This window comes from Brevibacillus nigriterrae (genome assembly GCF_049846925.1).
Lineage (GTDB): Bacteria > Bacillota > Bacilli > Brevibacillales > Brevibacillaceae > Brevibacillus_H.
In genome coordinates, this window is the sequence record NZ_JBNCMT010000006.1 from 98638 (window position 1) to 123428 (window position 24791).

General features: G+C 45.7%; 28 protein-coding genes. 5 read left to right on the forward strand and 23 right to left on the reverse strand.

The genetic code is table 11. The annotated features are described in order from the left end of the window. Window positions 1-44 precede the first annotated feature (44 nt). The 5 genes from ACPW7N_RS06380 to ACPW7N_RS06400 form a co-directional block, all read right to left on the reverse strand. A complete protein-coding gene (locus ACPW7N_RS06380) occupies window positions 45-1382 on the reverse strand; it encodes an ABC transporter substrate-binding protein (RefSeq protein WP_425650197.1) in 1338 nt (445 codons plus the stop codon). 89 nt (window positions 1383-1471) lie between these two features. Further along, complete coding sequence (locus ACPW7N_RS06385) at window positions 1472-2524, reverse strand: Gfo/Idh/MocA family protein (protein ID WP_425650198.1); 1053 nt, start codon at window positions 2522-2524, stop codon at window positions 1472-1474. Window positions 2525-2551: 27 nt separating this feature from the next. Further along, a complete protein-coding gene (locus ACPW7N_RS06390) occupies window positions 2552-3580 on the reverse strand; it encodes a Gfo/Idh/MocA family protein (RefSeq protein WP_425650199.1) in 1029 nt (342 codons plus the stop codon). Window positions 3581-3600: 20 nt separating this feature from the next. Then, on the reverse strand, window positions 3601-4569 hold the full coding sequence (locus tag ACPW7N_RS06395; RefSeq protein WP_425650200.1) for a sugar phosphate isomerase/epimerase family protein: 969 nt from the start codon (window positions 4567-4569) through the stop codon (window positions 3601-3603). 45 nt (window positions 4570-4614) lie between these two features. Beyond that, complete coding sequence (locus ACPW7N_RS06400; RefSeq protein ID WP_425650201.1) at window positions 4615-5613, reverse strand: LacI family DNA-binding transcriptional regulator; 999 nt, start codon at window positions 5611-5613, stop codon at window positions 4615-4617. A gap of 271 nt (window positions 5614-5884) precedes the next feature. Here ACPW7N_RS06400 and ACPW7N_RS06405 point away from each other — a divergent pair, with 271 nt between their 5' ends. Next, complete coding sequence (locus tag ACPW7N_RS06405) at window positions 5885-6346, forward strand: YoqH family protein (RefSeq protein ID WP_425650283.1); 462 nt, start codon at window positions 5885-5887, stop codon at window positions 6344-6346. Window position 6347: 1 nt separating this feature from the next. On the opposite strand, the gene ACPW7N_RS06410 is transcribed toward ACPW7N_RS06405, so the two are convergent. From ACPW7N_RS06410 to ACPW7N_RS06475, 14 genes are all read right to left on the reverse strand, one after another. After that, entirely contained in the window at window positions 6348-7217 is an 870-nt protein-coding gene (locus tag ACPW7N_RS06410; protein WP_425650202.1) for an AraC family transcriptional regulator, read from the reverse strand. A 142-nt stretch (window positions 7218-7359) separates the two neighbouring features. Then, window positions 7360-7869, reverse strand: a complete 510-nt coding sequence (locus tag ACPW7N_RS06415) for an acyl-CoA thioesterase (RefSeq protein WP_425650203.1) — start codon at window positions 7867-7869, stop codon at window positions 7360-7362. Window positions 7870-8046: 177 nt separating this feature from the next. Beyond that, window positions 8047-8790 (reverse strand): DUF3109 family protein, encoded by a 744-nt coding sequence (locus tag ACPW7N_RS06420; protein WP_425650204.1) that lies wholly within the window; start codon window positions 8788-8790, stop codon window positions 8047-8049. After that, entirely contained in the window at window positions 8787-9104 is a 318-nt protein-coding gene (locus tag ACPW7N_RS06425; RefSeq protein ID WP_425650205.1) for a hypothetical protein, read from the reverse strand. Before ACPW7N_RS06425 ends, ACPW7N_RS06420 begins: the two co-directional genes overlap by 4 nt. 28 nt (window positions 9105-9132) lie before the next feature. Beyond that, entirely contained in the window at window positions 9133-9714 is a 582-nt protein-coding gene (locus tag ACPW7N_RS06430) for a class I SAM-dependent methyltransferase (RefSeq protein WP_425650206.1), read from the reverse strand. Between the two features lie 240 nt (window positions 9715-9954). Next, on the reverse strand, window positions 9955-10239 hold the full coding sequence (locus tag ACPW7N_RS06435) for a 4a-hydroxytetrahydrobiopterin dehydratase (RefSeq protein WP_425650207.1): 285 nt from the start codon (window positions 10237-10239) through the stop codon (window positions 9955-9957). 95 nt (window positions 10240-10334) lie between these two features. After that, window positions 10335-11075, reverse strand: coding sequence for a class I SAM-dependent methyltransferase (locus ACPW7N_RS06440; protein WP_425650208.1), 741 nt, complete (start codon window positions 11073-11075; stop codon window positions 10335-10337). 64 nt (window positions 11076-11139) lie between these two features. Further along, entirely contained in the window at window positions 11140-12117 is a 978-nt protein-coding gene (locus ACPW7N_RS06445) for an agmatinase family protein (RefSeq protein ID WP_425650209.1), read from the reverse strand. After that, window positions 12107-13405 (reverse strand): imidazolonepropionase, encoded by a 1299-nt coding sequence (gene hutI / locus ACPW7N_RS06450; protein WP_425650210.1) that lies wholly within the window; start codon window positions 13403-13405, stop codon window positions 12107-12109. The genes ACPW7N_RS06445 and hutI overlap by 11 nt, the downstream gene beginning before the upstream one ends. A 5-nt stretch (window positions 13406-13410) precedes the next feature. Beyond that, window positions 13411-15075, reverse strand: a complete 1665-nt coding sequence (gene hutU, locus ACPW7N_RS06455; RefSeq protein ID WP_425650211.1) for a urocanate hydratase — start codon at window positions 15073-15075, stop codon at window positions 13411-13413. A 101-nt stretch (window positions 15076-15176) separates the two neighbouring features. Further along, window positions 15177-15857: a copper amine oxidase N-terminal domain-containing protein gene (locus ACPW7N_RS06460; protein WP_425650212.1), complete on the reverse strand. Its 681-nt coding sequence runs from the start codon at window positions 15855-15857 to the stop codon at window positions 15177-15179. Window positions 15858-16011: 154 nt separating this feature from the next. After that, window positions 16012-16674: an S-layer homology domain-containing protein gene (locus ACPW7N_RS06465; RefSeq protein ID WP_425650213.1), complete on the reverse strand. Its 663-nt coding sequence runs from the start codon at window positions 16672-16674 to the stop codon at window positions 16012-16014. Between the two features lie 416 nt (window positions 16675-17090). Next, window positions 17091-17786 (reverse strand): deoxynucleoside kinase, encoded by a 696-nt coding sequence (locus ACPW7N_RS06470; protein ID WP_425650214.1) that lies wholly within the window; start codon window positions 17784-17786, stop codon window positions 17091-17093. A 71-nt stretch (window positions 17787-17857) separates the two neighbouring features. Further along, window positions 17858-18496, reverse strand: a complete 639-nt coding sequence (locus tag ACPW7N_RS06475) for a deoxynucleoside kinase (protein ID WP_425650215.1) — start codon at window positions 18494-18496, stop codon at window positions 17858-17860. A 163-nt stretch (window positions 18497-18659) separates the two neighbouring features. On the opposite strand from ACPW7N_RS06475, the gene cysK reads away from it, so the two are divergent. Beyond that, window positions 18660-19577: a cysteine synthase A gene (cysK, locus tag ACPW7N_RS06480; protein WP_425650216.1), complete on the forward strand. Its 918-nt coding sequence runs from the start codon at window positions 18660-18662 to the stop codon at window positions 19575-19577. On the opposite strand, the gene dpsA is transcribed toward cysK, so the two are convergent. The 3 genes from dpsA to ACPW7N_RS06495 all read right to left on the reverse strand — a co-directional run bounded on the left by dpsA (window position 19570) and on the right by ACPW7N_RS06495 (window position 21515). After that, window positions 19570-20109: a DNA starvation/stationary phase protection protein DpsA gene (gene dpsA / locus ACPW7N_RS06485; protein WP_425650217.1), complete on the reverse strand. Its 540-nt coding sequence runs from the start codon at window positions 20107-20109 to the stop codon at window positions 19570-19572. The genes cysK and dpsA overlap by 8 nt on opposite strands. A 34-nt stretch (window positions 20110-20143) precedes the next feature. Then, window positions 20144-21229, reverse strand: a complete 1086-nt coding sequence (splB, locus tag ACPW7N_RS06490) for a spore photoproduct lyase (protein WP_425650284.1) — start codon at window positions 21227-21229, stop codon at window positions 20144-20146. 76 nt (window positions 21230-21305) lie between these two features. Continuing rightward, window positions 21306-21515: a hypothetical protein gene (locus tag ACPW7N_RS06495; protein ID WP_425650218.1), complete on the reverse strand. Its 210-nt coding sequence runs from the start codon at window positions 21513-21515 to the stop codon at window positions 21306-21308. A 110-nt stretch (window positions 21516-21625) separates the two neighbouring features. Here ACPW7N_RS06495 and ACPW7N_RS06500 point away from each other — a divergent pair, with 110 nt between their 5' ends. The 3 genes from ACPW7N_RS06500 to ACPW7N_RS06510 all read left to right on the forward strand — a co-directional run bounded on the left by ACPW7N_RS06500 (window position 21626) and on the right by ACPW7N_RS06510 (window position 23554). Beyond that, the gene (locus ACPW7N_RS06500; protein ID WP_425650219.1) at window positions 21626-22414 is read left to right on the forward strand and encodes a sensor histidine kinase; all 789 of its coding nucleotides are present in this window, start codon (window positions 21626-21628) and stop codon (window positions 22412-22414) included. Window positions 22415-22455: 41 nt separating this feature from the next. Beyond that, window positions 22456-23103: a response regulator gene (locus tag ACPW7N_RS06505; protein WP_425650220.1), complete on the forward strand. Its 648-nt coding sequence runs from the start codon at window positions 22456-22458 to the stop codon at window positions 23101-23103. Between the two features lie 85 nt (window positions 23104-23188). Then, a complete protein-coding gene (locus ACPW7N_RS06510; protein WP_425650221.1) occupies window positions 23189-23554 on the forward strand; it encodes a hypothetical protein in 366 nt (121 codons plus the stop codon). A gap of 81 nt (window positions 23555-23635) precedes the next feature. Here ACPW7N_RS06510 and ACPW7N_RS06515 read toward each other — a convergent pair whose 3' ends face one another. Further along, entirely contained in the window at window positions 23636-24682 is a 1047-nt protein-coding gene (locus tag ACPW7N_RS06515; RefSeq protein ID WP_425650222.1) for a bifunctional transcriptional activator/DNA repair enzyme AdaA, read from the reverse strand. Window positions 24683-24791 lie beyond the last annotated feature (109 nt).

Sequence of the window (24791 nt, forward strand, 5' to 3'; positions counted from 1 at the left end):
ATACACCCCTCCCCGACAGCAGCAGCATTTTATTCAAAACAACGTTACTGGCCGATCACTTCGTTCATTTTTTGTTCCATGTTTTTCACGGCTTGTTCTGCTGTTTGCTGACCAGCCACTGCTTTGGATACCTCGATTTGGATGATGTCCGAGATTTTTGGATAAACAGGTGAAGTTGGGCGTGGCACTGCCGCACTGATCCCATTGACGAAATCTTTGTTGGCAAACAGCGGGCTTGCTTTTTGCACGTCGGCATCGTCATAGAGCGGCAGGAAGGTTGGCGCTGAACCGCCGTCTACGGCTGTGAATTTTTGACCTTCTGCACCCGTCATGAACTTGAGGAACTCCCAGGCTTCTTTTGGATGTTTGGAGAACTTGTTGATGCCTGTGCTCCATCCGCCAAGTGCTGCAGCAGAACCTGCATCTCCAGCCGGAAGCGGGGCTACCCCAACTTTATCCATAATTTTGGACTGTGTTTTGTCTTGAGCAAGTGCATATTGGTACGGCCAGTTGCGGATAAATGCAGCTTGCCCTTCGATGAATGCGGTATGTGACTCCAGTTCGGTGTACGTCGTAATATTGGTCGGTACGAAATCAGATTTGATCACTTCAATCATTTTGTTCAGACCCTTGATTGTATTCGGGTTGTTCACGACTACTTTTCCTTGTTCATCAAGGATCTTGCCTCCGTAAGATGCATTGAATTCGACGAAGTTACACACAAGTCCCTCGTACTGTTTTGCCTGCATCAAATACCCGAATTGCGTGCCGCCTTTCCCTTTTTGCTCCTTCGCCTGCTTCACCAAGTCATCCCATGTTTTCGGTACTTCTTTGACGAGGTCTTTGCGATAAAATAAGAGACCGGTATCAATGAATTTGGGCATCGTCCACTGTTGTCCGTTGAAGCTTCCCGCATCTACGGCACCCTGGATATAGGAATCCATTTTGATACTGTCTTGCTCGATGAAACGGTCAAGCGGAAGAAGGTAGCCTGCTTGCGCAAATTCCGCAGGCCAGATTACGTCCAGATCAAATACGTCTATCTCGGATGATTGGGCACTAAACATCGTAACCAGTTGATCGTGGTTTTGGCCTGTATCGGAAGGCATTTCTCTAAGTTCAACATCAATATTCGGGTACTTTGCTTCGAAGGCTTCGATTATTTTGGTGGATGCAGGTGTAACATCCTTCCCGCGGGCATAGACAATTTTGACTTTCTCTACAGCCGGTTGCTCTGCTGGTTTAGCAGTTTCCGTAGTTGGGGTCTCGGGTGCAGGATTGCTGTCTTTTGTAGAGGTTTGTGTAGAATTACTACAAGCAGCTAATGAAACAACCATTGATACACCAAGTGCAACGGTACTTAATTTTTTGACCAACTTCATGTGTAACTCCCCCTTGTTTTTTATCCCAACGGACATCCGTCTCCCTCATGTCTGATGGGCACAGCCCTTTCGATCAAACTACGCGAGCATCATGAAAATAAAACGGGTTCCCTCCTTTGCGCTGACAAGTAAATGGCATCGATCAATTGATTCATATACACACCCTGCTCTGGTTGGCACAGATTATCCTTACCTTCCAATACATCAATAAAATGGCTGATGAGCAGGCTTCTTTCGTTCTGATGGGACGATTTGATGTGTTTGTCTGCCAACATACCCTCTTGTTCCTCAAATACCACTAATTGCCTCTCTTCAAAGGAAATCCTGGCACCCGCTTCATCACCCAAAAGTTGAATATAGGCTTGTTCCTGTTCAATGTGAGAAGCCCAGCTTACCTCCAGAGACAGAGTGGAACCGTTTTCAAATTGAACAAGCGCTGTGACCATATCCTCCACATCGTAAAAACCCTGCGGATTCTGTGTGCCGTATTCAGAAATGCCCTTGCGCTTAGGCCCGAACTTGGCATAGGTCTGTGCCATGACGTAGTGTGGCTTGGGAAAATCGAGCAGCCACAGTGTTGCATCCAACATGTGTACGCCCAGGTCGATCAATGGGCCACCGCCTGACTTCTCCTTCTGTGTAAACCAACTGCCCCAGCCGGGAATCCCATTTCGCCTCACCCATGCTGCTTTGGCATGATAGATGTTGCCTAACTTCGCTTGTTCGATCAAGCGCTTGCAATGGATGACTTCTGAACGGAATCGATTGTTCATCCCTGTCATCAGGATTCTGCCCGCCGCCCTCGAAGCATCCAGCATCATCTGAGCCTCTTGCGCATGGAGTGCCAGGGGTTTTTCACACAAAACGTGCTTTCCATTGGCAAAAGCCTTTAAGGTCACAGGTGCGTGAAGATAATTGGGCAGGCAGATGATCACAGCATCAATATCTGTTTGTTCAAGCAATTCAGAATAATTTCCGTACACTGAGGGAATCGCAAATTCTTTTGCCCGATCTTCTGCCAGTTCGAGAGAGACATCAGCGATTGCTGATACAGTGATTCTCGGATCTTTGCGAGCGGCTTTCAAATGCTCTCGGGAGATACCCCCTGCACCGATGATTCCCAATTTCCAAACCTGATTCATGGACAAACACTCCTAATACTCTGTACGTTACTCGATGGTTACGACTCGTTTTTCCTCTACAGATTGCAGCGCTGCCAGAACGACTCGAAGTGATTTTCTGCCTTCTGTACCCGGAACTAGTGGTGGTTCACCTGTACGAATGGCCTCAATAAACGCATCGATGACTCCGCTGCTGGATTGCCCGCCTTCTTCATTAGTCGCGATACCACCCACTTGATAGCGTTCTGTGCCATGGTCTTTCAGCTCCACAATGATCTGATCTCTCGGATCGGTGCCAATCTTGACGATCCCTTTTTCACAATAAAGGATCGTACTGTTGTCTTCACCCGGCTGATGTGTCCAACTGGCTGCCATCGTGCCCACAACTCCACAGCGAGTCCGGAAAATGCAAACAGCGTTATCGTCTACGTCTGTATTTTGTTTTGCCAATGTACCCAAAAACGCTCCTACTTCCACAATCTCGTCTTCCAGCAGCCATTGAATCAAGTCGATTTTATGAACGCCCAGATCTCCAATGGCACCGACGAATGCCTTTTCCTTCTGAAAGAACCAGCCACCCGGCCCTTCTGCACTCCACTGCTCAGGACCAGCGTGACCAAATGCGGTTCGAAAACTTAATACTTTGCCCAGATACCCTCTACTCAGGATTTCTTTGGCTTTGACATGTGGCGGCATCAATCGCTGGTTATGACCGATCATGAGGACGACGCCGTTTTGTTCGGCGGCAAGAATCATCTGATCCGACTCTTCCAAGGAGACGGCCATCGGCTTCTCACAGAGGACGTGTACCCCAGCTTTCAATGCAGCAATGGAAATCGGAGCATGGTAAACATTCGGAGTACACACACTGACTGCATCGATGGTTTCATTCTCAAGTAGCTCCTGATAATCGGTGTAGGCTTTGCCGCCAAATTGATCTGCCATCGCTTGCGCCCGCTCCTTGGACGGATCACAAAAGGCGACCAACGCGACATACGGATTGTTGGCGTATTCAGCAATATGCCGATGCTTTGCAATGCTTCCACAACCAATGACAGCAACTTTCAATTTGCTCATCTTCCTGATTCACCTCCTTTTTATGCCCACCAGATATGCTGTACCGGCTGTTGAATCATGATTTGTTGCAGGAATTTCACGGCTTTTTCGAAGCCTTCCTCGATGGACATCAGGCCATCCTCGTGTTCAATGCTAAGGACATGATCGTAGCCATAAAGTCTGAGAGCACTGATCATGTCGGTCCAGGTTTTCTGATCATGACCATAGCCAACAGTGCGGAAATACCATGCTCTCTCCTGCAAATTTTCATACGACTGCATATCAGTTAAGCCATACATATTGACTTTATCCTGATCGATGTACGTATCTTTGGCATGGAAGTGATAGATCGCATTTTCTTTCCCGAGAATCTTAATGGCAGCTACCGGATCAATGCCTTGCCACCACATATGACTTGGGTCGAAGTTCGCACCGATTACCTCTCCCACTGCCTCACGCAAACGAAGCAATGTTGCTGGGGTGTGTACCAAAAATCCACCGTGCAGTTCCAGGGCGATCTTCACCTGGCGATCATCTGCAAATTGCCCCCACTCTTTCCAGTAAGGGATCAGCTTCTCTTCCCACTGCCAGCGAAGAACGTCACGGAATTCGCTCGGCCACGGTGCAACAGGCCAGTTGGGATACTTGGCCCCCTCATGATCACCAGCGGTACCTGAGAAACAATTGACCACGGGCACTTTCAATCTCTGTGCCAATTCCACTGTTTTGACGAATGTCTCATGCGATTGTTTGGCAAAGGCTGCATCAGGAGTCAATGGATTTCCGTGACAGCTTAATCCACTGATAATCAGGCCACGGTCTTCGATTGCTTTTTTGTAGGCCTTGAGCTTGCCCGAATCTTCCAACAATTCATCTGGGTTGCAGTGCGCATTGCCTGGATAGTTGCCTGTTCCGATTTCAACTGCTTGCAGTCCCGCCGCTTGCACAGTATCCAGCATTTCCTCGAAGGATTTCTGACCGAATAATACCGTAAACACACCTAATCTCACTCGACTCTCCTCCTGTGTAATCGATTACATAAAATGATAAATTTTTTATGATGATGCTCCGCAAGATTGTCTGATCACTAACTCATCGTCCAATACGATTTGTTTTCGCTCGATTGGTTCATTGTTCATGATCTTGAGCAGGATCTCCATTGCTTTGCAGCCAATCGCAAATTTAGGCTGGTTAACCGTCGTGAGCGCTGGCTCAACGATTGTTGTGATGCGAATATTATCAAAGCCTACTACTGCGATGTCTTGCGGAACCTGAAAGCCTTTCTCCTTGATACTTTGAATCGCCCCAATCGCCATCTCGTCATTCGCTGCAAAAATGGCGGTAGGCGGCTGTGACAGAGCTAGCAATCTCGATGCCATCTGATAGCCTGACTCAATCCTGAAATCCCCTTCTTGAATGAGTGATTCATCTACAGGGATGTCGTGCGCTAGGAGTGCTTGACGATACCCTTTCAGTCGATCTCTGCTCAATATGACATTCAAAGGCCCGCTGATGAACCCGATTCGCTGATGTCCGAGTGCTACCAGATGATTTACAACTTTGCGTGCGCTGCTGATGTTGTCAATAGTTACTGTGGGTATATCTGCCCCGTCAACGTATTCACACGCTAAAACAACTGGCAGTTCTTGCGAGATACTGATAATTTCTTCTTTGGGAATGCGAGCCGTTAAGAGAATGACCCCGTCTGCCAGCTTCTCCTTGACCATTTCGATGTAATCGATTTCAGATTGAATATCATTATGTGTATTCCCAAGCAGAACGTAATACCCATTTTGTTGGGCGACTGTTTCAATTCCTCGGATAATATCGGAGAAAAATATATTGGAGATGTCGGGGACTACGGCAACAATTGTCTTGGACTCCAGTTTCCGCAGATTTCTCGCCAGTTTATTCGGCCTGTAATTCAATTCTTCAACTGCCAGGAGTACTTTTTTCCTCGTTTCATCCAGGATGTTGTCTTTACCGGTCAACACTCTGGAAACCGTCGCTACGGAAACTCCTGCTTTTTTTGCAACATCCGTCATTTTTGCCATAGGTGACTCCTTTTTTTCCAACCATGTAATCGATTAAATGGAAAATCTAAGCAAATCGTATCACCCACTGTGAAATAATGTCAACAAAAAATGTAATCGTTTTCCGAAAATTTTTATATTTCTTTATTCTTCATTTTCTTAATGCAAATGTATGCCTGATTTTTGGAATCCATTCATTTTTCACCAAGGGAAGGGAACATTAGGTGAGGGTGATTTGACCATAAGGAGGGGTACGATGAAAAAATTGAAGATTGGTTTAAGGTTCGTTATCATGAGACAGTTTGGTTTCGCATTCCTTTTCTTTGCAGCTTTGATTCTGAATCCTCATCAAGTCAGTGCGGCAGAAACAATGCCACCCATGCCATGCAGTCTGGTCCTTGAACCAGTAAATCCAGTTTACTCTAATGCAAAGGGAGTTGCTCTGGTTTACAAGGTGAAATTGACGCCAAGCTTTCCCCGTACCAGTCTAAGCATACACGCCCTGCACTTACCGGAACCTTCCACCTTTGGACAATATGATGGCTATGAAGGGTTTGCCTTTATTCCCGGTGAGATCAGCTGGCGGTTCAAGCTGTATCCGACATCTAAACAAGACAGCCCAACGTGGGCAGGACGAATCGATGATATCACTGCCAAAATGGACAATGTCACCATCGAAGTACGTCCTTCCAACTCCAAAACAGAAAAGTTGGGTTCTCCCACGTTGAGAAGTCATATGAAAAATTGTCGGTGATCTATCTTTTCGTAACAGGTATCCATATCTCACTTCTAAATGTCGGTGATGTTATCTCTTTACTCTCATTCCACAAGATTTCTGGACCTTCTGTCAGTTCATAATGAGAGGATGGAAACCATTCGGAAAAGATGCGCCCCCAGACATTTTGCAGCGTTTCGGGAAAAGGCCCGACGACTTCAAAAACAGCCCAGGTGGAGGCAGCAACTTCAAGCTTCGTCAGGTCGTCTGGGCACTCATTCGTTGTTGCTGCACCGATATAATGGTCCAGCTCGCCTCCATCCTGTCTGCCTTCTGAAAAGTTGGTGGATGCACTGATCAGACCCGTCGGATGAATATTCGATATAGCTTTCAATCGTTGAATTTTCTCCTGATCTAAACTTGCCCACATCGCAGCAATTTCCTGGTTCACTCCGTTGTAAATCAAGGGAACTCTTTTCTTGAGGCCAACAATGCGAAAAGCTGCTTTTTCTTCTATGCGATAGTTCATTTCACTACCTCCTCGTATCGATAGATGAAAGGTCATGCGAGGATAGGCTTTTAATGATTGACCATGACTTCTGGCTTCTGACGGCGTTACGCCATGCAAACTTTGAAACGCCCTCGTAAAGGAGTCTGGTGAGTTGTATCCATATTGAATAGCAACATCGATGACTCTCTTATTGCTGTTCGCAAGCTCAGAAGCCGCCAGCGTCAGGCGTCTGCGACGAATATATTCCGATAGCGAAACACCAGCAAGGAATGAAAACATTCGTTTGAAATGATATTCCGAGCAGCAAGCCCTTCTAGCAACTTCTTTATAGTCAATTTCTTCGGTCAGATTCTCTTCCAGATAGCTCATGGCATTATTCAAATGAGTCAGCCAATCCATGTACATCACCTTCCTCTACCAATACAATAGCAGGTGTAAAAAGCTTCTATCCGACTTCTCGTGCACAATCATGCAGGGATAAAGATGAAAAAAGACGAGGTTGAACTGCTTTCGGTTCCCTCGCCTTCTAATTTCCATATGATTAAATGCTTTTGGTCGTATCGATTTGCTTGATAAATTCCTTCAAGTTCTCTTTTCGTTCGATCCTCATTTGTTTTCTTTCCTTGGCCGATTCAAAAAGTCTCTTTTCTTCTTCGGTCTCAGGTACGATTGGAGTTACTGGTGTCGGTTTTCCGTTCTCATCTAATGCTACAAATGTCAAAAAGGAAGTGGCGGTCAGTTGTCTCTCGCCTGTCATGAGGTCTTCGGATATGACTTTTACGAAAACCTCCATGGAGCTTTTTCCTGTAGAAACAACGAAGGCATCAAGGCACACTGATTGTCCCATCTTCGCAGGAGAAAGGAAGTCAATTGAGTCAATGGATGCTGTGACAACGGATTTTCTTGAGTGCCTCATAGCTGCGATGGCAGCCACTTCGTCGATGTAAGCCATCATGGCACCCCCGAAGATCGTCCCGTGGTTGTTTGTATCCGATGGAAGAACTAATGATGCTTGAATGGTTCTTGATTCACGTGATGATTTTGATTCCATTTGTATGCTCCTTTTCCACTGTCTATCTCTTTCATTTACCAATATCAATATACTTATACTAACATATTGTGAACATTCTTCAGCGTTTATGTCAGAAGTTCGATAATTCCAACTTCTATCAGCAAAACAACCCGCAGAAAAAACCAGTTTACCTAAAAACGATAAACTGGCTCATCACTATTTGATATGCTGCTCGATCAATTCAATCAATTCATGTCCAAAAGTTCTCTCCAGTAAATCCTTGCCCCACACATAAGCAGACTCATAGCGCTCCACAGGAAACAGTTCGGGTGAAAGCTCGTCATTCGCTTGTCTTCGCTCCAGACTTGCACAATAGAATTGATCCAGATAATCGTTTCCCCAGCGATTGAAAGATGCCGTTTCTTCGGTCAGGGCCGTGATCAGGATGCGTGTGGGAAGCTGAATAAGCTCAATCGGGTACAGCATACAGCTAAACGGTTTGATCGGGAAAACATCGTGCCCGTGTGCTGCGGCATGTGCGTGTATAGAACAGCAGGAGACCCCATTCAATTCAGTGACGAAAATACAGCTTTTTCGGTACGTGCGAATAGTATCATACCTGCCTAACTGCCATATTCCCTTTTCCCGCATGCTTTCCTCTGCTTCCGGAGACATAAATCCTGGTTTCATCGCAAAAGCGTATTCTTCCATTGGCTTTACTTGCGTGTAGTGCACTGCATAAGGCTGACCCTCTTCGCAACAGGTGACCTGATGCACCTTTTTGCAGTTGAAGCAGTCCAGCATAAATGGGCGCTGTAATGCCTTTATATCGATGATGAAGCGTTCGGTGTAAAGTAGCTCTTTCTTGTGCTGCTTCAGATATTTTTCCAGTCGGTAAATCTCCCGTTCTGCCATCGGGTCAGAAGTACCGTAGTAAGCATATTTCATACTGGTATTCATTTGATTAGGATGATCTCCGCTTCTGTTCCGAAAATACGAAGTTGATTTCCCTCGAGAACGCCAAGATCTTCTTCGGATGCAGGGACTTCCATCAGCAATTCGATCTCTCCGTCATCTCCTGTAAACAACAGAAATAAATCTTTCTCTTCGAACTCATTATCGGTGATCCGCACTTCTTTCAGCGTGCCGTTGAAATCAATTACTTCTTCTTCATCCGCTTCTTCACTATCCCACTGGGTATAGGTAACAGAGAGTGCCTGGTTGATGAATTGTTGCAATGTGTTTTCGATTTCCTTGTGTGTATGAAGTTCCATTGTTGATCCTCCTATAGGTTTGAAGCGATTATTTGACTGCCAGAATGCACACAAATTTATCCTGATCGGTTATCCACGTGCGATCGATCGTCTTGAACCCGGCCTGACGGTACAACTGTTCGATCTCGGGCTCACCATAACGATGGTGGTAGAGGCCGTCTACGAGCAGTTCACCTTCTCCTTGCAAGTAAGAGGCAAAAAACACACCGCCTGGCTTTAAAATGCGAATCACTTCGGCAAGTGTCAGTTTCAGGTCGTCAGGTGTTACATAAAACAGAGATCCATTCGCCCACACCCCATCAAAGGTAGCATCTTCAAACGGCAGCGCACGGAAATCCCCTTGCAAAAAGGATACCCCTTCCACCTGTCGTTTAGCCTCATTCAGCATTACTTCACTGATGTCAAGCCCCTGTACATCAAGGGAATACCGCTGTAAGCGAAGGGAGTCACGACCAACTCCGCAGCCTAAGTCAAGCACTCGTCCTCCACCAAGCATCATCTGGAATGCAGGCAAGCAGATTGAAGCGTTTTTCATGAGTTCGGATACATCTGTTGCAGCACTTCCCAATCGGTCAAATGTTTCTTTATTGCGAACAACGTAATCTTCCATTTGCCTTTGCCTCCTTTTTCTGACAAAACGGTTATGATCGTGTGTGGTCTCTATGTATACAAGCAACTGATATCGTCGTATTTGTGCGACCCGAGCAAATCTACTTCTACTATAACAACGGATCAAATGCTTTGACAAACAATTCCGATCAAAATGCTATATTTTTCTCTGGAAAAAAGAAAGACTGCTGAGCAAGCAGCCCAACAGCCGGATGAAAACGTTATCAATAGCTAGCAATTCCTAGCCTGCAAGCTTATTTATCGTCTGAGCGAGTGCAAAATCTCGTCCACTCAAGCCTTTTTGATTGGTTGAAAGAGTAATGGTGACGGCAGAACCGCTGATTCGAATGTCCATATGGTCCTTGTCTTTTTCTGCATACTCCGCAATTTGATTGATAAAACGAACGGCGGAGTGAAAATCTGGATAAGAAAAAATGCGGAGCAAGGCCATTTGATCCTCCACGAGCTTCCAGCCTGGCACTTTGTTCAGATTCCACTTGATTTGTTCCATGGTTAGTTTGGTCATCCAGGATTCCCCCCTCGGTCGTATGAACAATCTTTTCACCATCATATTCACCGACCGAGAGAGTTAGTCACACCAAATGCACGTTACTATGAAATTTATTCTTCTTTAACGGCAAAGAATATCATACGGGGTGATTCTTGCCCCTTATATGGTTGGAACAAGTAATCTCCGTACACCTGAATGTGTCGGAAGCCTGCCTTGGTTAACATGGTTTGCATTTCATTCAATTCGTACAAACGAACCTGTTCCATATACTCACGAGGTTGGTTGTTTTCTGCGTCTGTCACAGTAATTCGCTTTTTCACACATCCGTTTTCGATCCAACGCTTTTCTTGAATGTACAGCCCATCCATTTCCCGTTCGGACTCGGGCACAAGGTTGGCTTTCACATAAGCAGGATTGAGGTAATCAATCAGCACTTCCCCGCCTGTCTTTAACGCCTTCGCCATATTGGAGATAACTTGCTCATTCTCTTCATTGGTGCTGAAATAACCGAAACTCGTAAACAAATTCACCACAATATCAAATTCATTCTCAAACGGAATGGTACGCATGTCATGTTGATAGAACACTGCGTTGTCGTATGTGTTTTGTTCGATAGCAAGTTCAAGGAGAACTGGGGACAAATCAACTCCCACTACCTCATATCCACGTCTGGCAAATGCCCGTGAATGTCGTCCGCTGCCGCAGCACAAATCGAGGACGCGTCCAGACGGCTTGATCGGCAGGCGGTTTAGCAGATTCGCAATCTCCTGGTCGGCTGAGTTTTCATCTCTATGTTGATAAACCAACAGATAATCTTCACGAAAACTTTGTTCAAACCATGCATCAGTCATGTGTATCCGTCTCTCCCTTGTGTAGAATCGCAGGCTCATTATACCACAAGTGGGGAGAGTTTCCTTAGCCCTTTACCCGTTTTTGCACACCCGCCATAAAGGACAACAGGACTCGGCAGCCAGACTTGACCGAAATCTGGGAAACATCACGGAAAGGGTCTAGCTCAACCAAATCAAGCGCACCGACTTTCGGTTCTAGTCCTAAATGATAGACGGCTTCGAACAACTCCCAGGACATCATCCCTCCAGGTGCTGCTCCTGGTGACCCTGGACAATGGGAAAGATCCAGCACGTCGATGTCTACTGTTACATAAATGACATCCACTCGATTGGACAGCTCAGTGACTACACGCTTCATCAGTTGTTCCAGGCCAATTTGCCGAACCTGACGCATAGTGTAGTACGTGATATTGGTTTCTTTGATATAGTCCCGATAGACCGCAGAGTTGGAGAATCCGTGGATACCAATTTGGATGATATCTTCTCCCCGAATCGCACCGTCTTCCAGAAGGCCACGGAACGGAGTACCATTGCTAGGGCCGCCATCTTCCAAATTGCGCACATCGAAATGGGTGTCAAACTGGATCAAGCCAACTCTTTTGTCCGCATTCGCTCTCGCAAAAGCTTTGAGAGACGGTCGAGTAATGGAATGATCTCCACCGACTACGATTGGCAGCATTGTAGGGTGTTGTTGATACAACAGTGTGAGTCCTTCTTCGATATTGCTTTGACAACGGTGGATGTCGGTCGTATGCATTTTGATGTCGCCAATATCCGCTACATGAAGGTCTGTCAGTTCAACGTCAAAATCCGCATACCAAGTACTGAATCCACGCCATGCCAGTCGAATCGCATTGGGAGTCTCACTTGCCGCAGACGCACTGATAGAGGAACGGGACAAGGGCGCCCCGATTAATCCGACATCCGGAGTTACCCCTGTCTCGTAGCTGCGAATCCATTGACTTACCTTTTTGTCTAGGCGATCGGCACCACCCACACGATTAATCAGCCCTGGTGCGAGGATATAAGGATTATTTTCCATGAACGAAATGACCTCCCTGCACCACAATGTGGCCTGCTTTTATTACGGTATCGACATGATTAACGCCATAATTATATTGGAGGTATTGATAAGTCGGCACATTCATGAACACAATGTCTGCCTGCTTGCCTGCCTCCAGGCTGCCGATACGCTTCGCTTGTCCGATCGCATGGGCAGCGTTAATAGTCGTTGCCACAATTACTTCTGCCGGCGTCATTTTCATATGGAAGCATGCCAGGTTCATAATAAGCTGCAAATTTTCTGTCGGAGATGATCCCGGATTGCGGTCTGTAGACAAAGCAACCGGAACACCTGAATCAACCATCTTGCGTCCACGGGCAAATTCAGCCATCAGGAAGAATGCCGTACCTGGCAAAAGTGTAGCAACCACTCCTGCTTCCGCCATCGCCTTGATCCCTTCATCAGATGCTTTGAGCAAGTGATCGGCAGAGATTGCCCCCACTTTGGCAGCCAGTTCAGCACCGCCCATTGGCTCAATTTCATCTGCGTGGATTTTAGCTCGAAGTCCTAACGCTTTCCCTGCTTCGAGAATTCGCTCGGACTGCTCGACCGTAAAAACACCGTGCTCGCAGAATACATCGCAGAATTCGGCCAGCTTTTCTTCTGCCACTCTTGGCAGCATTTCATTGATAATCAAATCGACGTACGCTTCCGGATTCTCCTTGAATTCTTGTGGAATGGCATGCGCCCCCATGAAAGTGGAGATCAGCTCTACCGGATGCTCGTTGGAGAGTCGTTTGGCGACACGAAGCTGCTTCAACTCATCTTCTACGGTTAAACCGTACCCGCTCTTCGCTTCTACGGTCGTTACTCCATGCAAGAGAAATGCATCCAGACGTGGACGAGCTTCATTCATCAACTGTTGCTCACTTGCCGCTCGTGTTAGTCGAGTCGTGGATAGAATTCCTCCACCCTTTGCCAGGATTTCAAGGTAGGTTGCCCCGTTCATCCGCAGCTCCAGTTCATATTCACGAGATCCGGCAAAGACGAGATGGGTATGCGGATCGATCAATCCAGGCATGACCAGCTTGCCTTCTGCATCAATTCGCTCTACCTGCTCTTTGCGGATGCCCAGTTCTTTCAGTACCGTATAGCCGTGTTCCTCAGTGCCTGTTGCCACGATCATTCCGTTATAGATCGCAACTGCATTTCCTTTCCCGTCAAGAACACCAAGATCACTCATCCCTTCTTTGGTACGAGGTTTCTCGTTGTTCCCTTCCAGTGTCAGGATTTGACTTGCATTGACAATGATTTCTGCCTTGTTCATCTTGATTATTCCCCCATCATCGGGATCTTCACGCCTTTTTCCTTGGCTGTTTCGATAGCTAATTCATAACCGGCATCTGCATGGCGAACGACACCCATACCAGGATCAGATGTAAGGACACGTTCCAGACGCTCGGCTGCTTCTGGTGTTCCATCAGCAACGATAACCATCCCTGCATGGAGAGAATATCCCATACCAACGCCACCGCCATGATGTACAGAAACCCAGCTTGCGCCGTTGACTGCATTGATCATCGCATTGAGAATTGGCCAGTCGGAAATCGCATCACTGCCGTCTTTCATTGCTTCTGTCTCACGGTTCGGGGAAGCAACGGAGCCGCAATCGAGGTGGTCACGACCGATGACGATTGGCGCTTTCAATTCACCTTTTGCCACCATTTCATTGATAATGCGTCCGAATTTCGCACGCTCTCCATAACCTAACCAGCAAATGCGGGAAGGCAAGCCCTGGAATTGTACTTTTTCCTGTGCCATTTTAATCCAGCGTACAAGATGCTCGTTATCGGCAAACTCACGCATGATTACTTCATCTGTTTTATAAATATCTTCTGGATCGCCAGAGAGTGCTACCCATCGGAAAGGCCCTTTTCCTTCGCAGAAGAGTGGACGGATAAACGCTGGTACAAAGCCTGGGAAGTCGAATGCATTGGACACTCCCTCTTCGAAAGCCACTTGACGGATGTTGTTGCCGTAGTCGAATGCGATTGCGCCTTGCTTTTGCATATCCAGGATCGCTTGGACATGTGTTGCCATGCTTTGTTTCGCCAAGCGGATATATTCTTCTGGATTCTCTTCACGCAGCTTTTTGCCTTGTTCCATGGTGTAGCCTACCGGAAGATAACCATTCAACGGGTCGTGAGCAGAGGTTTGGTCAGTTACCAAATCAGGAATCTCACCACGACGAACCATTTCAGGCAAGATCTCAGCCGCATTGCCTAAAAGACCGATGGAAAGCGGTTTGCCCGCAGCTTTGGCTTCTTTTGCCAGGCGAAGCGCTTCATCTAATGTATCCGCTTGCACGTCACAATAACGAGTTTCGATACGGCGTGCAATACGAGTAGCGTCACACTCAACAGCGATAACTACCCCTTGATTCATCGTAACAGCCAGTGGTTGTGCTCCACCCATTCCGCCAAGACCCGCAGTCACTGTGATCGTTCCTTTAAGTGAGCCGTTGAAATGTTGGCGTCCCGCTTCAGCGAACGTCTCATATGTACCTTGGAGAATTCCTTGTGTGCCAATGTAAATCCAGGAACCTGCTGTCATTTGTCCGTACATGATCAAGCCACGCTTCTCCAGATCACGGAAGACATTCCAGTTTGCCCATGCAGGCACGAGATTGGAGTTGGCAAGCAGCACTCTTGGTGCATTTGCATGAGATTTGAATACAGCTACCGGTTTACCGGACTGGACAAGTAATGTTTCATCATCATTTAGTTCTTTCAAGCTTTTTACGATGGCGTCAAAGCTCTCCCAGTTACGTGCTGCCTTACCGATACCACCATAAACAACCAAATCTTCCGGGCGCTCCGCTACATCCGGGTCCAGGTTATTCATCATCATGCGAAGGGCTGCTTCTTGTACCCACCCTTTGCATTCTTTCTCAGTGCCACGGTTTGCCCGAATAATACGTGCCTGTTGTTGACTCATGGTAACTTCCCCCTAGATATAGTATTTTTCCTCTTAAGAGTTAGTAGACCACAGCAAGCGAATGGCGTGCAAGTTGATGTGGTAGTACGTTAGCCTTTTAGTTATTTATCCTGATAAAGTTTGGTATTCAGGAATAGAAAGAATCTTGCAAGTTGTTTACATATTTTCATATCACATCTAAAAATTACTTTGATGTTTTTGCTGCTTGTTTTATTGATTGCTTTTTCGTCTGGTGGCGTCAGATTATATTTTTGCGTAATTTCTTTCATTACTTTTTGATAGCTGGCATAGGGATCTACCTCAACGATTTGATCGGTATTTATTTTCAACAGATGAGATAGATGATCATATTCAATTCCATACTTCAATAATTGAGTAATCAATGTTGAAGGAACCATGATTGTCTCGTTCATGATGATTGGCGGTTGATCCATCAGAAATCGCTGTCCATCGAGTTTGCCAGTGTCCGAGTATGAATTCATTTCTATTCGCAATGAGTCAGACTGATAACCATAAAGCGTTTTCGTCAGCTTATCCCATTCTATATTGATCCCTAATTTTTCAAACACAGCGATTACTGGAACATAAACTGTTTCACCAATTAATACTGCTTCCTGTCCTTGCATTTTCACCACTTGCCCATCTATTACTACGGTGACAATTTTCTGTTCCTCTGCAGCTGAACCTTTTTGTATTCCAAATATGCTTTGTAAGAAAAGCACAACAAAGAGCACGATTAGGAAAAGATATCTCGTTTCTTTCAGAATAACTCGTCCGAACATAAAGCCTCCCTTAAACCTACCTGATTCCTGAGTCCACTTGAAAATTTTACCACAGTATATAGCTGAACTGTTCTCTTAGCGCAATTTATTCTCAAAACAAAATAGAGCCCCCACCCATTTAGGCAGGAACCCTATTGCAATTCATATTTACTGGTTAATTCCCTGACTCAGGCTGATTATCAAGGTATTTTAATGCATTGTAGATGAGGATGGCCGCATCTTCTCTCGTAATGTGATCTTGTGGGTGAAAATTCCCTTTTTCATCTAATGAAGCAATACCATAGTGGAGTGCCCGTTGAATCGCCCCCTGATAGGAAGGCGTCAGCTCTTTCTCATCGCCGATCGCGACAGGAAGCAGCTTGATCATTGGTAACTTGTTGTGCTTTTCCATGGCCGAGATCAACTGGTACGTGAATTCTTCTTTTGTCCAAAATTCTGCTGGATCAAGATCAGCGGGTAGTTCCAATCCGTTAATCGCCGCAATAATGAATGCATCCGCATACCAAGCCTCATTATTCGCTTTTTTGAAATAATCACTAGCAAGAGGTTCCTTTATAAATCTCACATGATCAATATTCAGTTTCAAGGCGTTCACAATGAGTTGTACACCTTCAGCCGCAGTTAATTGAGTTTCCGGTGCAAAACACTGATCGCTCACACCTTTTACAATTCTCTTCTCCTGTAACACCTGTATTTGAGAACTTGCAGCAGAATGATTCAAATCAGCAAAAACATGCGTAGCCGCAAAGCTTTGTCCTGCTGAGGTCATCGTCAATATTGCCAATATAGTGAGTGGAATACCTTTTATGAACTTCATACCGTTCACCTCTAGTTATTTTTGTTCGTGCTACTTCTTTGACGAGACGCTTTGCAAAACGTTGCAGCAGACAAAAAAACTACCGCCTTTTGAAGGGAATGACTTCAAGTATTCATCGACATTTGCAGGCATACATAAACGATGGTAGAATACAAATATATCATCCTGAATATAGTAAAAAAGACCTCAGGTGTTGGCGCACCTGCGGTCTTGCACAATAGACGTTCCCCCTTGAGGGGGCGGCTCGTTTATTACGTGGAAGTAGGTCATTGAGTTTGTGGGCTCAAGGGTGACCTACTTCTTTTTATGGAAGGACAGAACCATTACAATGAGCGTTGCAAATAGTTTAGATCAAAACACAAAAGCTACTCCCTATTTCGAGGAAGTAGCTTCTTTTTCACTTCATTTTAGTGCCATTATCTAAGCTGTCCACGAATCTCACGCAGCGTATTGATCTTTTCAGCGAGGCGAGACAAGACCACTTCTACCGAAGCAGCATCCTGCATCAAGTCATATTCATTGATATTGATGCGCAAAACCGGGCAGGCGGTGAAATTCATAATCCACTGCTCATAGCGGTTGTATAAATCTTCCCAATAGGCAATCGGTGTCTGTTGCTCCATCGGGCGGCCACGTTCACGAACACGACCGATGATATCATCGAAGCTTCCTTCGAGATAGATCAATACATCAGGATGCGGGAAGTATGGTGTCATCACCATTGCTTCGAACAACTGGGTGTAGGTCTGATAGTCTTCTTCGTTCATATGCCCTTGTTCGTAAAGCATCTTGGCAAAAATCCCCGTGTCCTCATATATGGATCGGTCTTGCACAAAGCCTCCGCCGTACTCAAACATGCGTTTTTGTTCTTTGAAGCGCTCTGCCAGGAAGAAAATTTGCAAGTGAAAACTCCAACGAGAGAAATCATCGTAAAAACGGCTTAAGTACGGATTGTTATCCACTTTCTCTACAGAAATACGAAATCCGAGCAAATCGGCCAATGCCCTTGTAAATGTAGATTTACCGACCCCAACCGTTCCGCCAATCGTAATGACCGCATTGCGTGGAATCCCATATTTCTCCCGAAGATCGCTGTACTTGTATTCAGACATGATTCATTCTCCTTATTTCGTTATGTTGCAGGCACAATACTCCGAAATTTTCCGGACCTTTTATACATCCTTTATAATGCTTGACCTGCTGGTTGTATGTACGGGTCAATTTTACTTAGTACATAAGCCAAGTCTTCGGGACGATGAACATAATCCAGATTGTCGCAATCAAATTTGAGGACAGGCACCTCAGGATGACGCAATTGGAACTGTTTCATAAATTCATCGTAATCAGCAATCAGATTTTCCATATATTGCGGGTCCATGTTTCGTTCAATATCACGCCCCCGCATGGCAATCCGGTTCATAACTGTCTCTAGAGAAGCGGTAAGGTAAATAACCAAATTCGCTTGTGGCTGATCTTGTGTGAGAATATCGTATATCTTGAGATACTTGGGAAGGTTTTGTTCACTAATGGTACGTTTGGCAAAAATCGTATTTTTGAAAATATTGTAGTCACTGACGACCGAACGGCCTTTCGCCAGATAGTTGTCGGTAATGTCTTGTAATTGTTTGTAGCGATTGCACAGGAAGAACATCTCTGTCTGGAAACTCCACTCTGAGATATTTTCATAGAATTTTCCCAGAAACGGGTTTTCATAGACAATTTCTTGCAGTAGTTCCAATTCGAACTTCTTGCTAATTGCTTGAGATAGTGACGTTTTGCCAATGCCAATTGGGCCTTCAACGGTAATAAAAACTGGAGTCATAGCTGTTTTGTAATCCTCCCCCACGAAATGAAAACGAATTTTATTTTACCATGCTTGTCAATGTTTGTCGAAAGGGAAAAAACAAAATTTGTATTTCCCTGTTATTCCGATATGTTATGATGGTTTTATATTAGCTTTCAATGACAAAGGAGAATCTTAGAACGTGCGAACAGTATCTCATATTGGTGAATTAATTGGACAAACTCCAGTCGTTAAGCTGCGACGCCTGGTAACAGATAAAATGGCAGACGTATATGTAAAGTTGGAAAAGTACAATCCGAGCGGCAGTGTAAAGGATCGTGCAGCCTATAATATGCTGATCACAGCGGAACAAATGGGGCTGCTCACACCAGATTCCGTGATTATTGAGCCGACCAGTGGCAATACCGGAATTGGACTTGCTATGGCCTGTGCTGTCAAAGGATACAAGTCCATTATCGTCATGCCTGACACGATGACAAAAGAACGAATTCAACTGCTTCGTGCCTACGGCGCAGAAGTAGATCTCACCCCAGGTGACCTGAAAATGCCAGGGGCAATTAAACGGGCAGAAGAGCTGCACAAGCAGATTCCAAACAGCTTCATCCCTATGCAATTCGAAAATCCGGCCAATCCTGAGATTCATCGTCATACCACAGCGATGGAGATTCTGGAACAGATGAACGGCCACTTGGATGGGTTCGTCTCCACCGCAGGGACTGGTGGCACGATCACAGGAACGGGAGAAGCCCTTCGAGAGCGTTTGCCACATTTGCACATTGCCGTTGTGGAGCCTGCTGGTTCTCCAGTTCTGTCTGGTGGCCAACCCGGTCCGCATAAAATTGTGGGCACCAGTCCTGGGTTCATACCACAGACCTTGAACCAATCCGTATACGATGAAATTATTTTGATCACAGACGAACAGGCGATTGATACGACCAGAGCTATGGCGAGTCAGGAAGCAATTCTCGTTGGGCCGTCTTCAGGAGCAGCCGTCTATGCTGCTTTGCAAGTAGCTGAACGTCTGGGGCCAGGCAAAAAAGTACTCGCCATCTGTGCTGACAGCGGCGAGCGGTACTTGTCCAGTGATTTGTTTATGTGACGTGGGTTTCATGTTTGCCGATGAAATGCTCTAGCTGATGGACATCGTTCTCCAGTACGGTAAGCTGTTCCCGCAACATATGCTCAGTGGCAAAATCACCGACATGAGAGACATGCCGAATAATATCACGGTACCGGATGATAATCGATTTGTACGCATGGTAATCGTTACTCAGCATCGTGCTCAATTGAAATACTCCCTCTTCTTCTACGGGAAATACGGCCATCTCCTGCTGTTTTCTAGGCGTTGAAATCGGGTATGCGCCTAACAGGGTAATTCGCTCTGCCAACTGATCCACGTACTCTTGCAAGTGAATCGCTAACTCATCAAGCATCATATGCAGATCACGGAAGAATGGCCCTTCCACGATCCAATGATGCTTTTTGATTTGGTGAAACAAGGTAAAACAACTTGCCACCAATATATTCAAACCATCGCTTGTAGGCTTTGCCACGCCATATTCCAGTCCCACTGGATTCGGTTTTACTTCTCCCAGCTTCTGAAGCAGCATGCCCTGGCTTTTCCCAAACATCAGGCGTCACTCCCTTCGATTCTTTAGGGTGTGCCTAGGTGAAGTACTCAATACGTGCATGGGGAAACAAACGGTGAATCTCCCGCTCTAAATGAGTACGAAGCTCATCCGCTTCTGTTTTTGGATAGACATACTTCCCTTTTCCGTATTTCCCCCACTTGTATTTTCGCTCTTCCTCGTTCATGTCCAGTTTGGTTTTTGGATATCGTTTGAGAATCAGGTTTTTCGCTACCTTGGTAAAGCGATGTTGGATCAATTCAAAAGTAAGGTCTTTTTTGGCTGTTTCATGTAAGTGCTGACTGAGCCGTTCCAGTAAATCTGTATAGCCTGCTTGCCATCCGTCAAATCGGTAAAGTGGCGCTAGGATAAAGCCTAGTGGATAGCCGGCATCCGCTACTTTTCCAGCTGCTTCGATTCGCTCGGCATAAGAGGATGTGCCTGGCTCGAAGTTTTTAATGACATAATCGGCATTCATGCTAAAGCGAAAACGGGTATGCTTGTTATGGTTGATATGCAAGAGCGAATCCACATGGTGGAACTTGGTCACAAAACGCAGACGTCCCAACGGCTGATCCGCCATGAACTCAATCGCTCTTCGGAGATTTCCGGTAATATGCTCGATACTGATCGGATCAGATGTACAGGCTGCTTCGAAGCGTGTGATTTCCGGCTTGCGCTCATTGATGTATTTCTCTGCTTGTCCCAAAATGTCGTCTGTGTTTACATATACACGAATGTATGGTTTTGTACCAATATTCGTATTAAGATAGCAGTAGTGGCAATGAGCTGCACATCCCGTTGCTAAAGGGAGTGCGTATTCCGCCGATGGTTTGGATGGTTCAAACGTCAGTGTTTTACGTACGCCGACGACAAGTGTACGCTTGGCATTGCGATACTGCTCGACTTCCGATTCTCCCGGGATACCCCGAACCTGATTATGACTGGTTGTCATTTTAATGGGAATGTTCTCTGACTGATAACGTTGATATAACTCTTGTCCAAGCGGATAATCCAATGCCCCCGGCTCGAAAAACACAAGATCCGGTACAAAAAGCAATGACCGCTCCCTCGTGGGTGTCTCTGATTTTGTCTCGGGACGTTCCAAAAGAGTAATTGCCATCATTCATCCCCCTCCATATCAGTATCTCCTGATCATGGTTTTCGGTTTATGGGGATCAATGGTGATTCGTTGCTGTTCAAGACAAGCCTTGTTTGTACTGAACCATTAACTCGACAGCACGTTTTTGGAGTGGCCGGGGAACCTGAATCCAGTAGTAATAAAGGGAGCCTCTTCTCTCTCCCTGCAGGCGCACAGATATCCCTCTGATCTCCAGATACTGCCGACATTCCTGTGCTGCTCTTGGCAACCCATACGATTCATGAATGGTAACCCAACGTGTGAACATCCCATCCCTGCTTTCTGTAGTAAAATCCATATTCCATCATAAGCAGTCGAATCGTGTCCGGTGCTCCTTTTGCCTTTTTGAAATGAATTTATACAAAGGATGATTGTCCCATGACCTATCGCTTTTTCCAGGTAGTAAGTGTCCTCCTGCCTACTGTACTAATTGGTGGCTTTGAATACATTCGCCACGATTATTTGCTCCCTTATATGAGCATGGAAACAGGTAATTTTTACATAACGATCCTGACTTTTGTCTTGTCATTCCTGTTTGCGATCTGGATGTTCCGGACTATCCGCAGCATGAATGACAAGCTCGTCGAAGCGCAAGCCAAACGAGCCGTTTATGAGGAAAGGGATCGATTGGCACGTGAGCTGCATGATGGCATCGCCCAGTCACTGTTTTTCCTTAACGTCAAACTGAAGCAAGGAAAAGTCGATGATGCACTCGCAGCCGTTTCCTCTATCGATCATGATGTACGCCAGGCAATCTTTAATTTGCGTGCCTTGCCTGAGGAAGGCAGTTCCCTCTCCGTCCGTCTGGAAAAATGGGTTACGCAGTGGAGTGTGCATACTGGAATCGAGGTAACGCAGACCTATGATCTGGCAGATGATATTCTGTCACCCGCTGAACAAGTGCAGTTGTTCGGGTTGATTCAGGAGGCATTTGCCAACATCCGCAAGCATGCCAATGCGAAACACGCAAGCATCCGGGTCAGTTCAACCCTCAGTGGAAGATGGGAGCTTATCATCACCGACGATGGATGCGGGATAACTGATCAGCCTTCTGGCAGACCGAAATACGGGCTAACCATGATGAAAGAAAGAGCAGCCCACTTAAAAGCGACGATTTCAATTACTGGCCGTGAGGAAGGCGGAACCAGGATACAGGTCTCCAGATAGAACGAAAATAACGATAGAATCGATTAAGGAAGGTAAAAAACATGATGCAATACAGAGTACTTATTGCTGATGATCACCCTCTGGCACGAAAGGCCATACGCAGCCTGCTGGAAGGAGACGAGGCTTTCGAGATTATTGGGGAGGCTTCCAACGGGGAAGAAGCATTTCAGATGACAGGTGAGCTGCAACCGGATCTGGTGTTAATGGATATCAATATGCCACGCTGGGACGGATTAAGGGCAACACAAGAAATCAAGCGAATCTTTCCGCATATTCGGATCGTGATTCTCAGTGTGTCAGATGACGTTGCCGATCTGTTCACAGCGATTCAGTACGGTGCGCAAGGGTATTTACTCAAAAATCTGGAGCCGGATGATTGGCTCAGCTATCTGCACGCTCTCCTGGATGGAGACACGGAATTTTCCCGTGAACTGGCTGGACGCATGCTGCACAGCTTCCGCAAAGATGATGAGCTGGACGAACCGAAGCCTTCTGTACTCACTCCTCGTGAAAAAGAAATCCTGCAGTGTGTTGCTGCAGGAGACACGAACAAGCAAATTGGCGAGCGGCTGGTCATTACTGAAAATACGGTGAAAAATCACATAAAAAATGTACTGGAAAAACTGCATGTAGAAAACCGTGTGCAGCTTGCTGCCTACGCCGTTCGCCATGGTTTGATCAGGGAATAATTTTTATAAAAAATGAACTTCTTTTCCGTTCTCATCGTATCATCTATGAAAATGAATCACAAACCGTTCTCGGGAGGTACATCAGATGAGTAGACATATTGAATTTCTTGGAGATAAATTGATTGTCCATTTTGACGGATTAACCAGTGTTGCTGCATTAAAACGTGAACTGGAAATTCCGTATCGAGCGATCTCCCATGTGGCAACAGGAGCATTTAACATCCCAACATTAAGCTTTCGTGTTGGCACATCAGGGATTGGCAAGAATATCAAGCATGGCCGTTTTTACATTGATGACAAAAAATACTTTGTCTCTTATCAAAACCACAATCAAGTCGTCATTCTTACACTCAAAGGATACAAATTTGATAAGGTTGCTTTGGAAATGACTAATCCGGAAGAGACCAAAGAGCTGATAAAAAAACATTGCCCTCATCTTGTTAACGCATAATCGAAGCAATCTTTTGTGAGTGAATAATAAAAAAAGTGGCTGCCACTAAAGGTAGCCACTTTTTTATTGACTGAAAGAAAATTACTCTACATGTTTTTCATGATCTAACAGCCAGTTCTTCCTTGAAATGCCACCACCGTAACCACCCAATTCTCCATTTGAATTAATGACACGGTGACAAGGAATCACGATGGCCAGTTGATTTGCCCCGTTAGCTTGTGCCACTGCACGGAAGGCAGTTGGTTTACCGAGCAAATGGGCAATTTCGAGATAGGAGCGAGTTTCGCCCGGCGGGATTTTCAACAATTGCTCCCAAACACGTTTTTGAAAGGCCGATCCTAATAAATTAATTGGTGTTTCGAACGTGGACAGAGTGCCTTCAAAATATAGGGTTAACTCCCTTTCAATCGATCGAATCGGTCCTGTAGATCCAGGAATAATTGCTGATTTTGTACGCTTTCTAAGTCGTTCTACTTCCCGCTCTAGACCCCGACGATCGACAAATTCTAAAAGATAAAGTGCCTGCTCATCAGCGATGGCTATCATTGGGCCAAGCTGTGTGTCAATCCAGGATGCTTTTAAGATTTTACTATCGTCGAGTAGAGTTGGAGCTGCTCCCATTATTCGAGAAAAGGCGTCTCTGAAACCACTGCTGGATTCATAGCCAGTTGAAAGTTGTGTATCAATAATCGTCTGTCCTGCTCTGATGTTCTTTAAGGCAAGACCCATGCGCCGTGCTCGTGCGTATTCAACAAAGGTCATACCGAAGCGCTTTTTAAATTGACGGCGTGCCGTTGACTCATCAACCGACAGATTTTTAAAATCTTGTTGTTTCCACCGTTTTTCAGGATGACTTTCAACGGCTTCAACAAGCAGCCGAACAATATCAGAAACATGATTTGGATGGGATAATGGTTGGCAGCGTTGACATGGCCGGTAGGAAGCCAGAAGTGCCTGCTGCGCTGTCTTGTAGAATTCGCAGTTTTCAAACTTAGGCTTTCGTGCCGGACAAGTTGGGCGGCAAAATACACCTGTTGTCTTTACTCCTACGTAAAATACACCTTCATAGTCAGTTCTTTTTTCTAGCAAAGCTCTATAATATTCTTCATGTCGTTCGGCAGGTATCATCTTTTTCACTTCCTAACCTTGAATGATGTTCCTATTATAGAGTTTCTTCCAACAAGATGTAGCCGATATTCAGGCATTGATTTTTTTCTTCATTTCATTTTAACCATAA

Bases quoted from the DNA above. Each gene is read 5' to 3' on its own strand.
- ACPW7N_RS06470 (WP_425650214.1), bottom strand. From the start codon at position 17,786: ATGTCTGAATACAAGTACAGCGATCTTCGGGAGAAATATGGGATTCCA.
- hutI (WP_425650210.1), bottom strand. From the start codon at position 13,405: ATGAACAAGGCAGAAATCATTGTCAATGCAAGTCAAATCCTGACACTG.
- ACPW7N_RS06445 (WP_425650209.1), bottom strand. From the start codon at position 12,117: ATGGAAAATAATCCTTATATCCTCGCACCAGGGCTGATTAATCGTGTG.
- splB (WP_425650284.1), bottom strand. From the start codon at position 21,229: ATGGCAATTACTCTTTTGGAACGTCCCGAGACAAAATCAGAGACACCC.
- ACPW7N_RS06425 (WP_425650205.1), bottom strand. From the start codon at position 9,104: ATGGAACTTCATACACACAAGGAAATCGAAAACACATTGCAACAATTC.
- ACPW7N_RS06465 (WP_425650213.1), bottom strand. From the start codon at position 16,674: ATGAAGTTCATAAAAGGTATTCCACTCACTATATTGGCAATATTGACG.
- ACPW7N_RS06385 (WP_425650198.1), bottom strand. From the start codon at position 2,524: ATGAATCAGGTTTGGAAATTGGGAATCATCGGTGCAGGGGGTATCTCC.
- ACPW7N_RS06405 (WP_425650283.1), top strand. From the start codon at position 5,885: ATGAGACAGTTTGGTTTCGCATTCCTTTTCTTTGCAGCTTTGATTCTG.
- ACPW7N_RS06390 (WP_425650199.1), bottom strand. From the start codon at position 3,580: ATGAGCAAATTGAAAGTTGCTGTCATTGGTTGTGGAAGCATTGCAAAG.
- ACPW7N_RS06505 (WP_425650220.1), top strand. From the start codon at position 22,456: ATGATGCAATACAGAGTACTTATTGCTGATGATCACCCTCTGGCACGA.
- ACPW7N_RS06415 (WP_425650203.1), bottom strand. From the start codon at position 7,869: ATGGAATCAAAATCATCACGTGAATCAAGAACCATTCAAGCATCATTA.
- ACPW7N_RS06435 (WP_425650207.1), bottom strand. From the start codon at position 10,239: ATGACCAAACTAACCATGGAACAAATCAAGTGGAATCTGAACAAAGTG.
- dpsA (WP_425650217.1), bottom strand. From the start codon at position 20,109: ATGTTTGGGAAAAGCCAGGGCATGCTGCTTCAGAAGCTGGGAGAAGTA.
- ACPW7N_RS06400 (WP_425650201.1), bottom strand. From the start codon at position 5,613: ATGGCAAAAATGACGGATGTTGCAAAAAAAGCAGGAGTTTCCGTAGCG.
- ACPW7N_RS06420 (WP_425650204.1), bottom strand. From the start codon at position 8,790: ATGAATACCAGTATGAAATATGCTTACTACGGTACTTCTGACCCGATG.
- ACPW7N_RS06380 (WP_425650197.1), bottom strand. From the start codon at position 1,382: ATGAAGTTGGTCAAAAAATTAAGTACCGTTGCACTTGGTGTATCAATG.
- ACPW7N_RS06510 (WP_425650221.1), top strand. From the start codon at position 23,189: ATGAGTAGACATATTGAATTTCTTGGAGATAAATTGATTGTCCATTTT.
- ACPW7N_RS06410 (WP_425650202.1), bottom strand. From the start codon at position 7,217: ATGGATTGGCTGACTCATTTGAATAATGCCATGAGCTATCTGGAAGAG.
- ACPW7N_RS06495 (WP_425650218.1), bottom strand. From the start codon at position 21,515: ATGTTCACACGTTGGGTTACCATTCATGAATCGTATGGGTTGCCAAGA.
- ACPW7N_RS06515 (WP_425650222.1), bottom strand. From the start codon at position 24,682: ATGATACCTGCCGAACGACATGAAGAATATTATAGAGCTTTGCTAGAA.
- ACPW7N_RS06460 (WP_425650212.1), bottom strand. From the start codon at position 15,857: ATGTTCGGACGAGTTATTCTGAAAGAAACGAGATATCTTTTCCTAATC.
- hutU (WP_425650211.1), bottom strand. From the start codon at position 15,075: ATGAGTCAACAACAGGCACGTATTATTCGGGCAAACCGTGGCACTGAG.
- ACPW7N_RS06440 (WP_425650208.1), bottom strand. From the start codon at position 11,075: ATGACTGATGCATGGTTTGAACAAAGTTTTCGTGAAGATTATCTGTTG.
- ACPW7N_RS06500 (WP_425650219.1), top strand. From the start codon at position 21,626: ATGACCTATCGCTTTTTCCAGGTAGTAAGTGTCCTCCTGCCTACTGTA.
- ACPW7N_RS06430 (WP_425650206.1), bottom strand. From the start codon at position 9,714: ATGGAAGATTACGTTGTTCGCAATAAAGAAACATTTGACCGATTGGGA.
- ACPW7N_RS06475 (WP_425650215.1), bottom strand. From the start codon at position 18,496: ATGACTCCAGTTTTTATTACCGTTGAAGGCCCAATTGGCATTGGCAAA.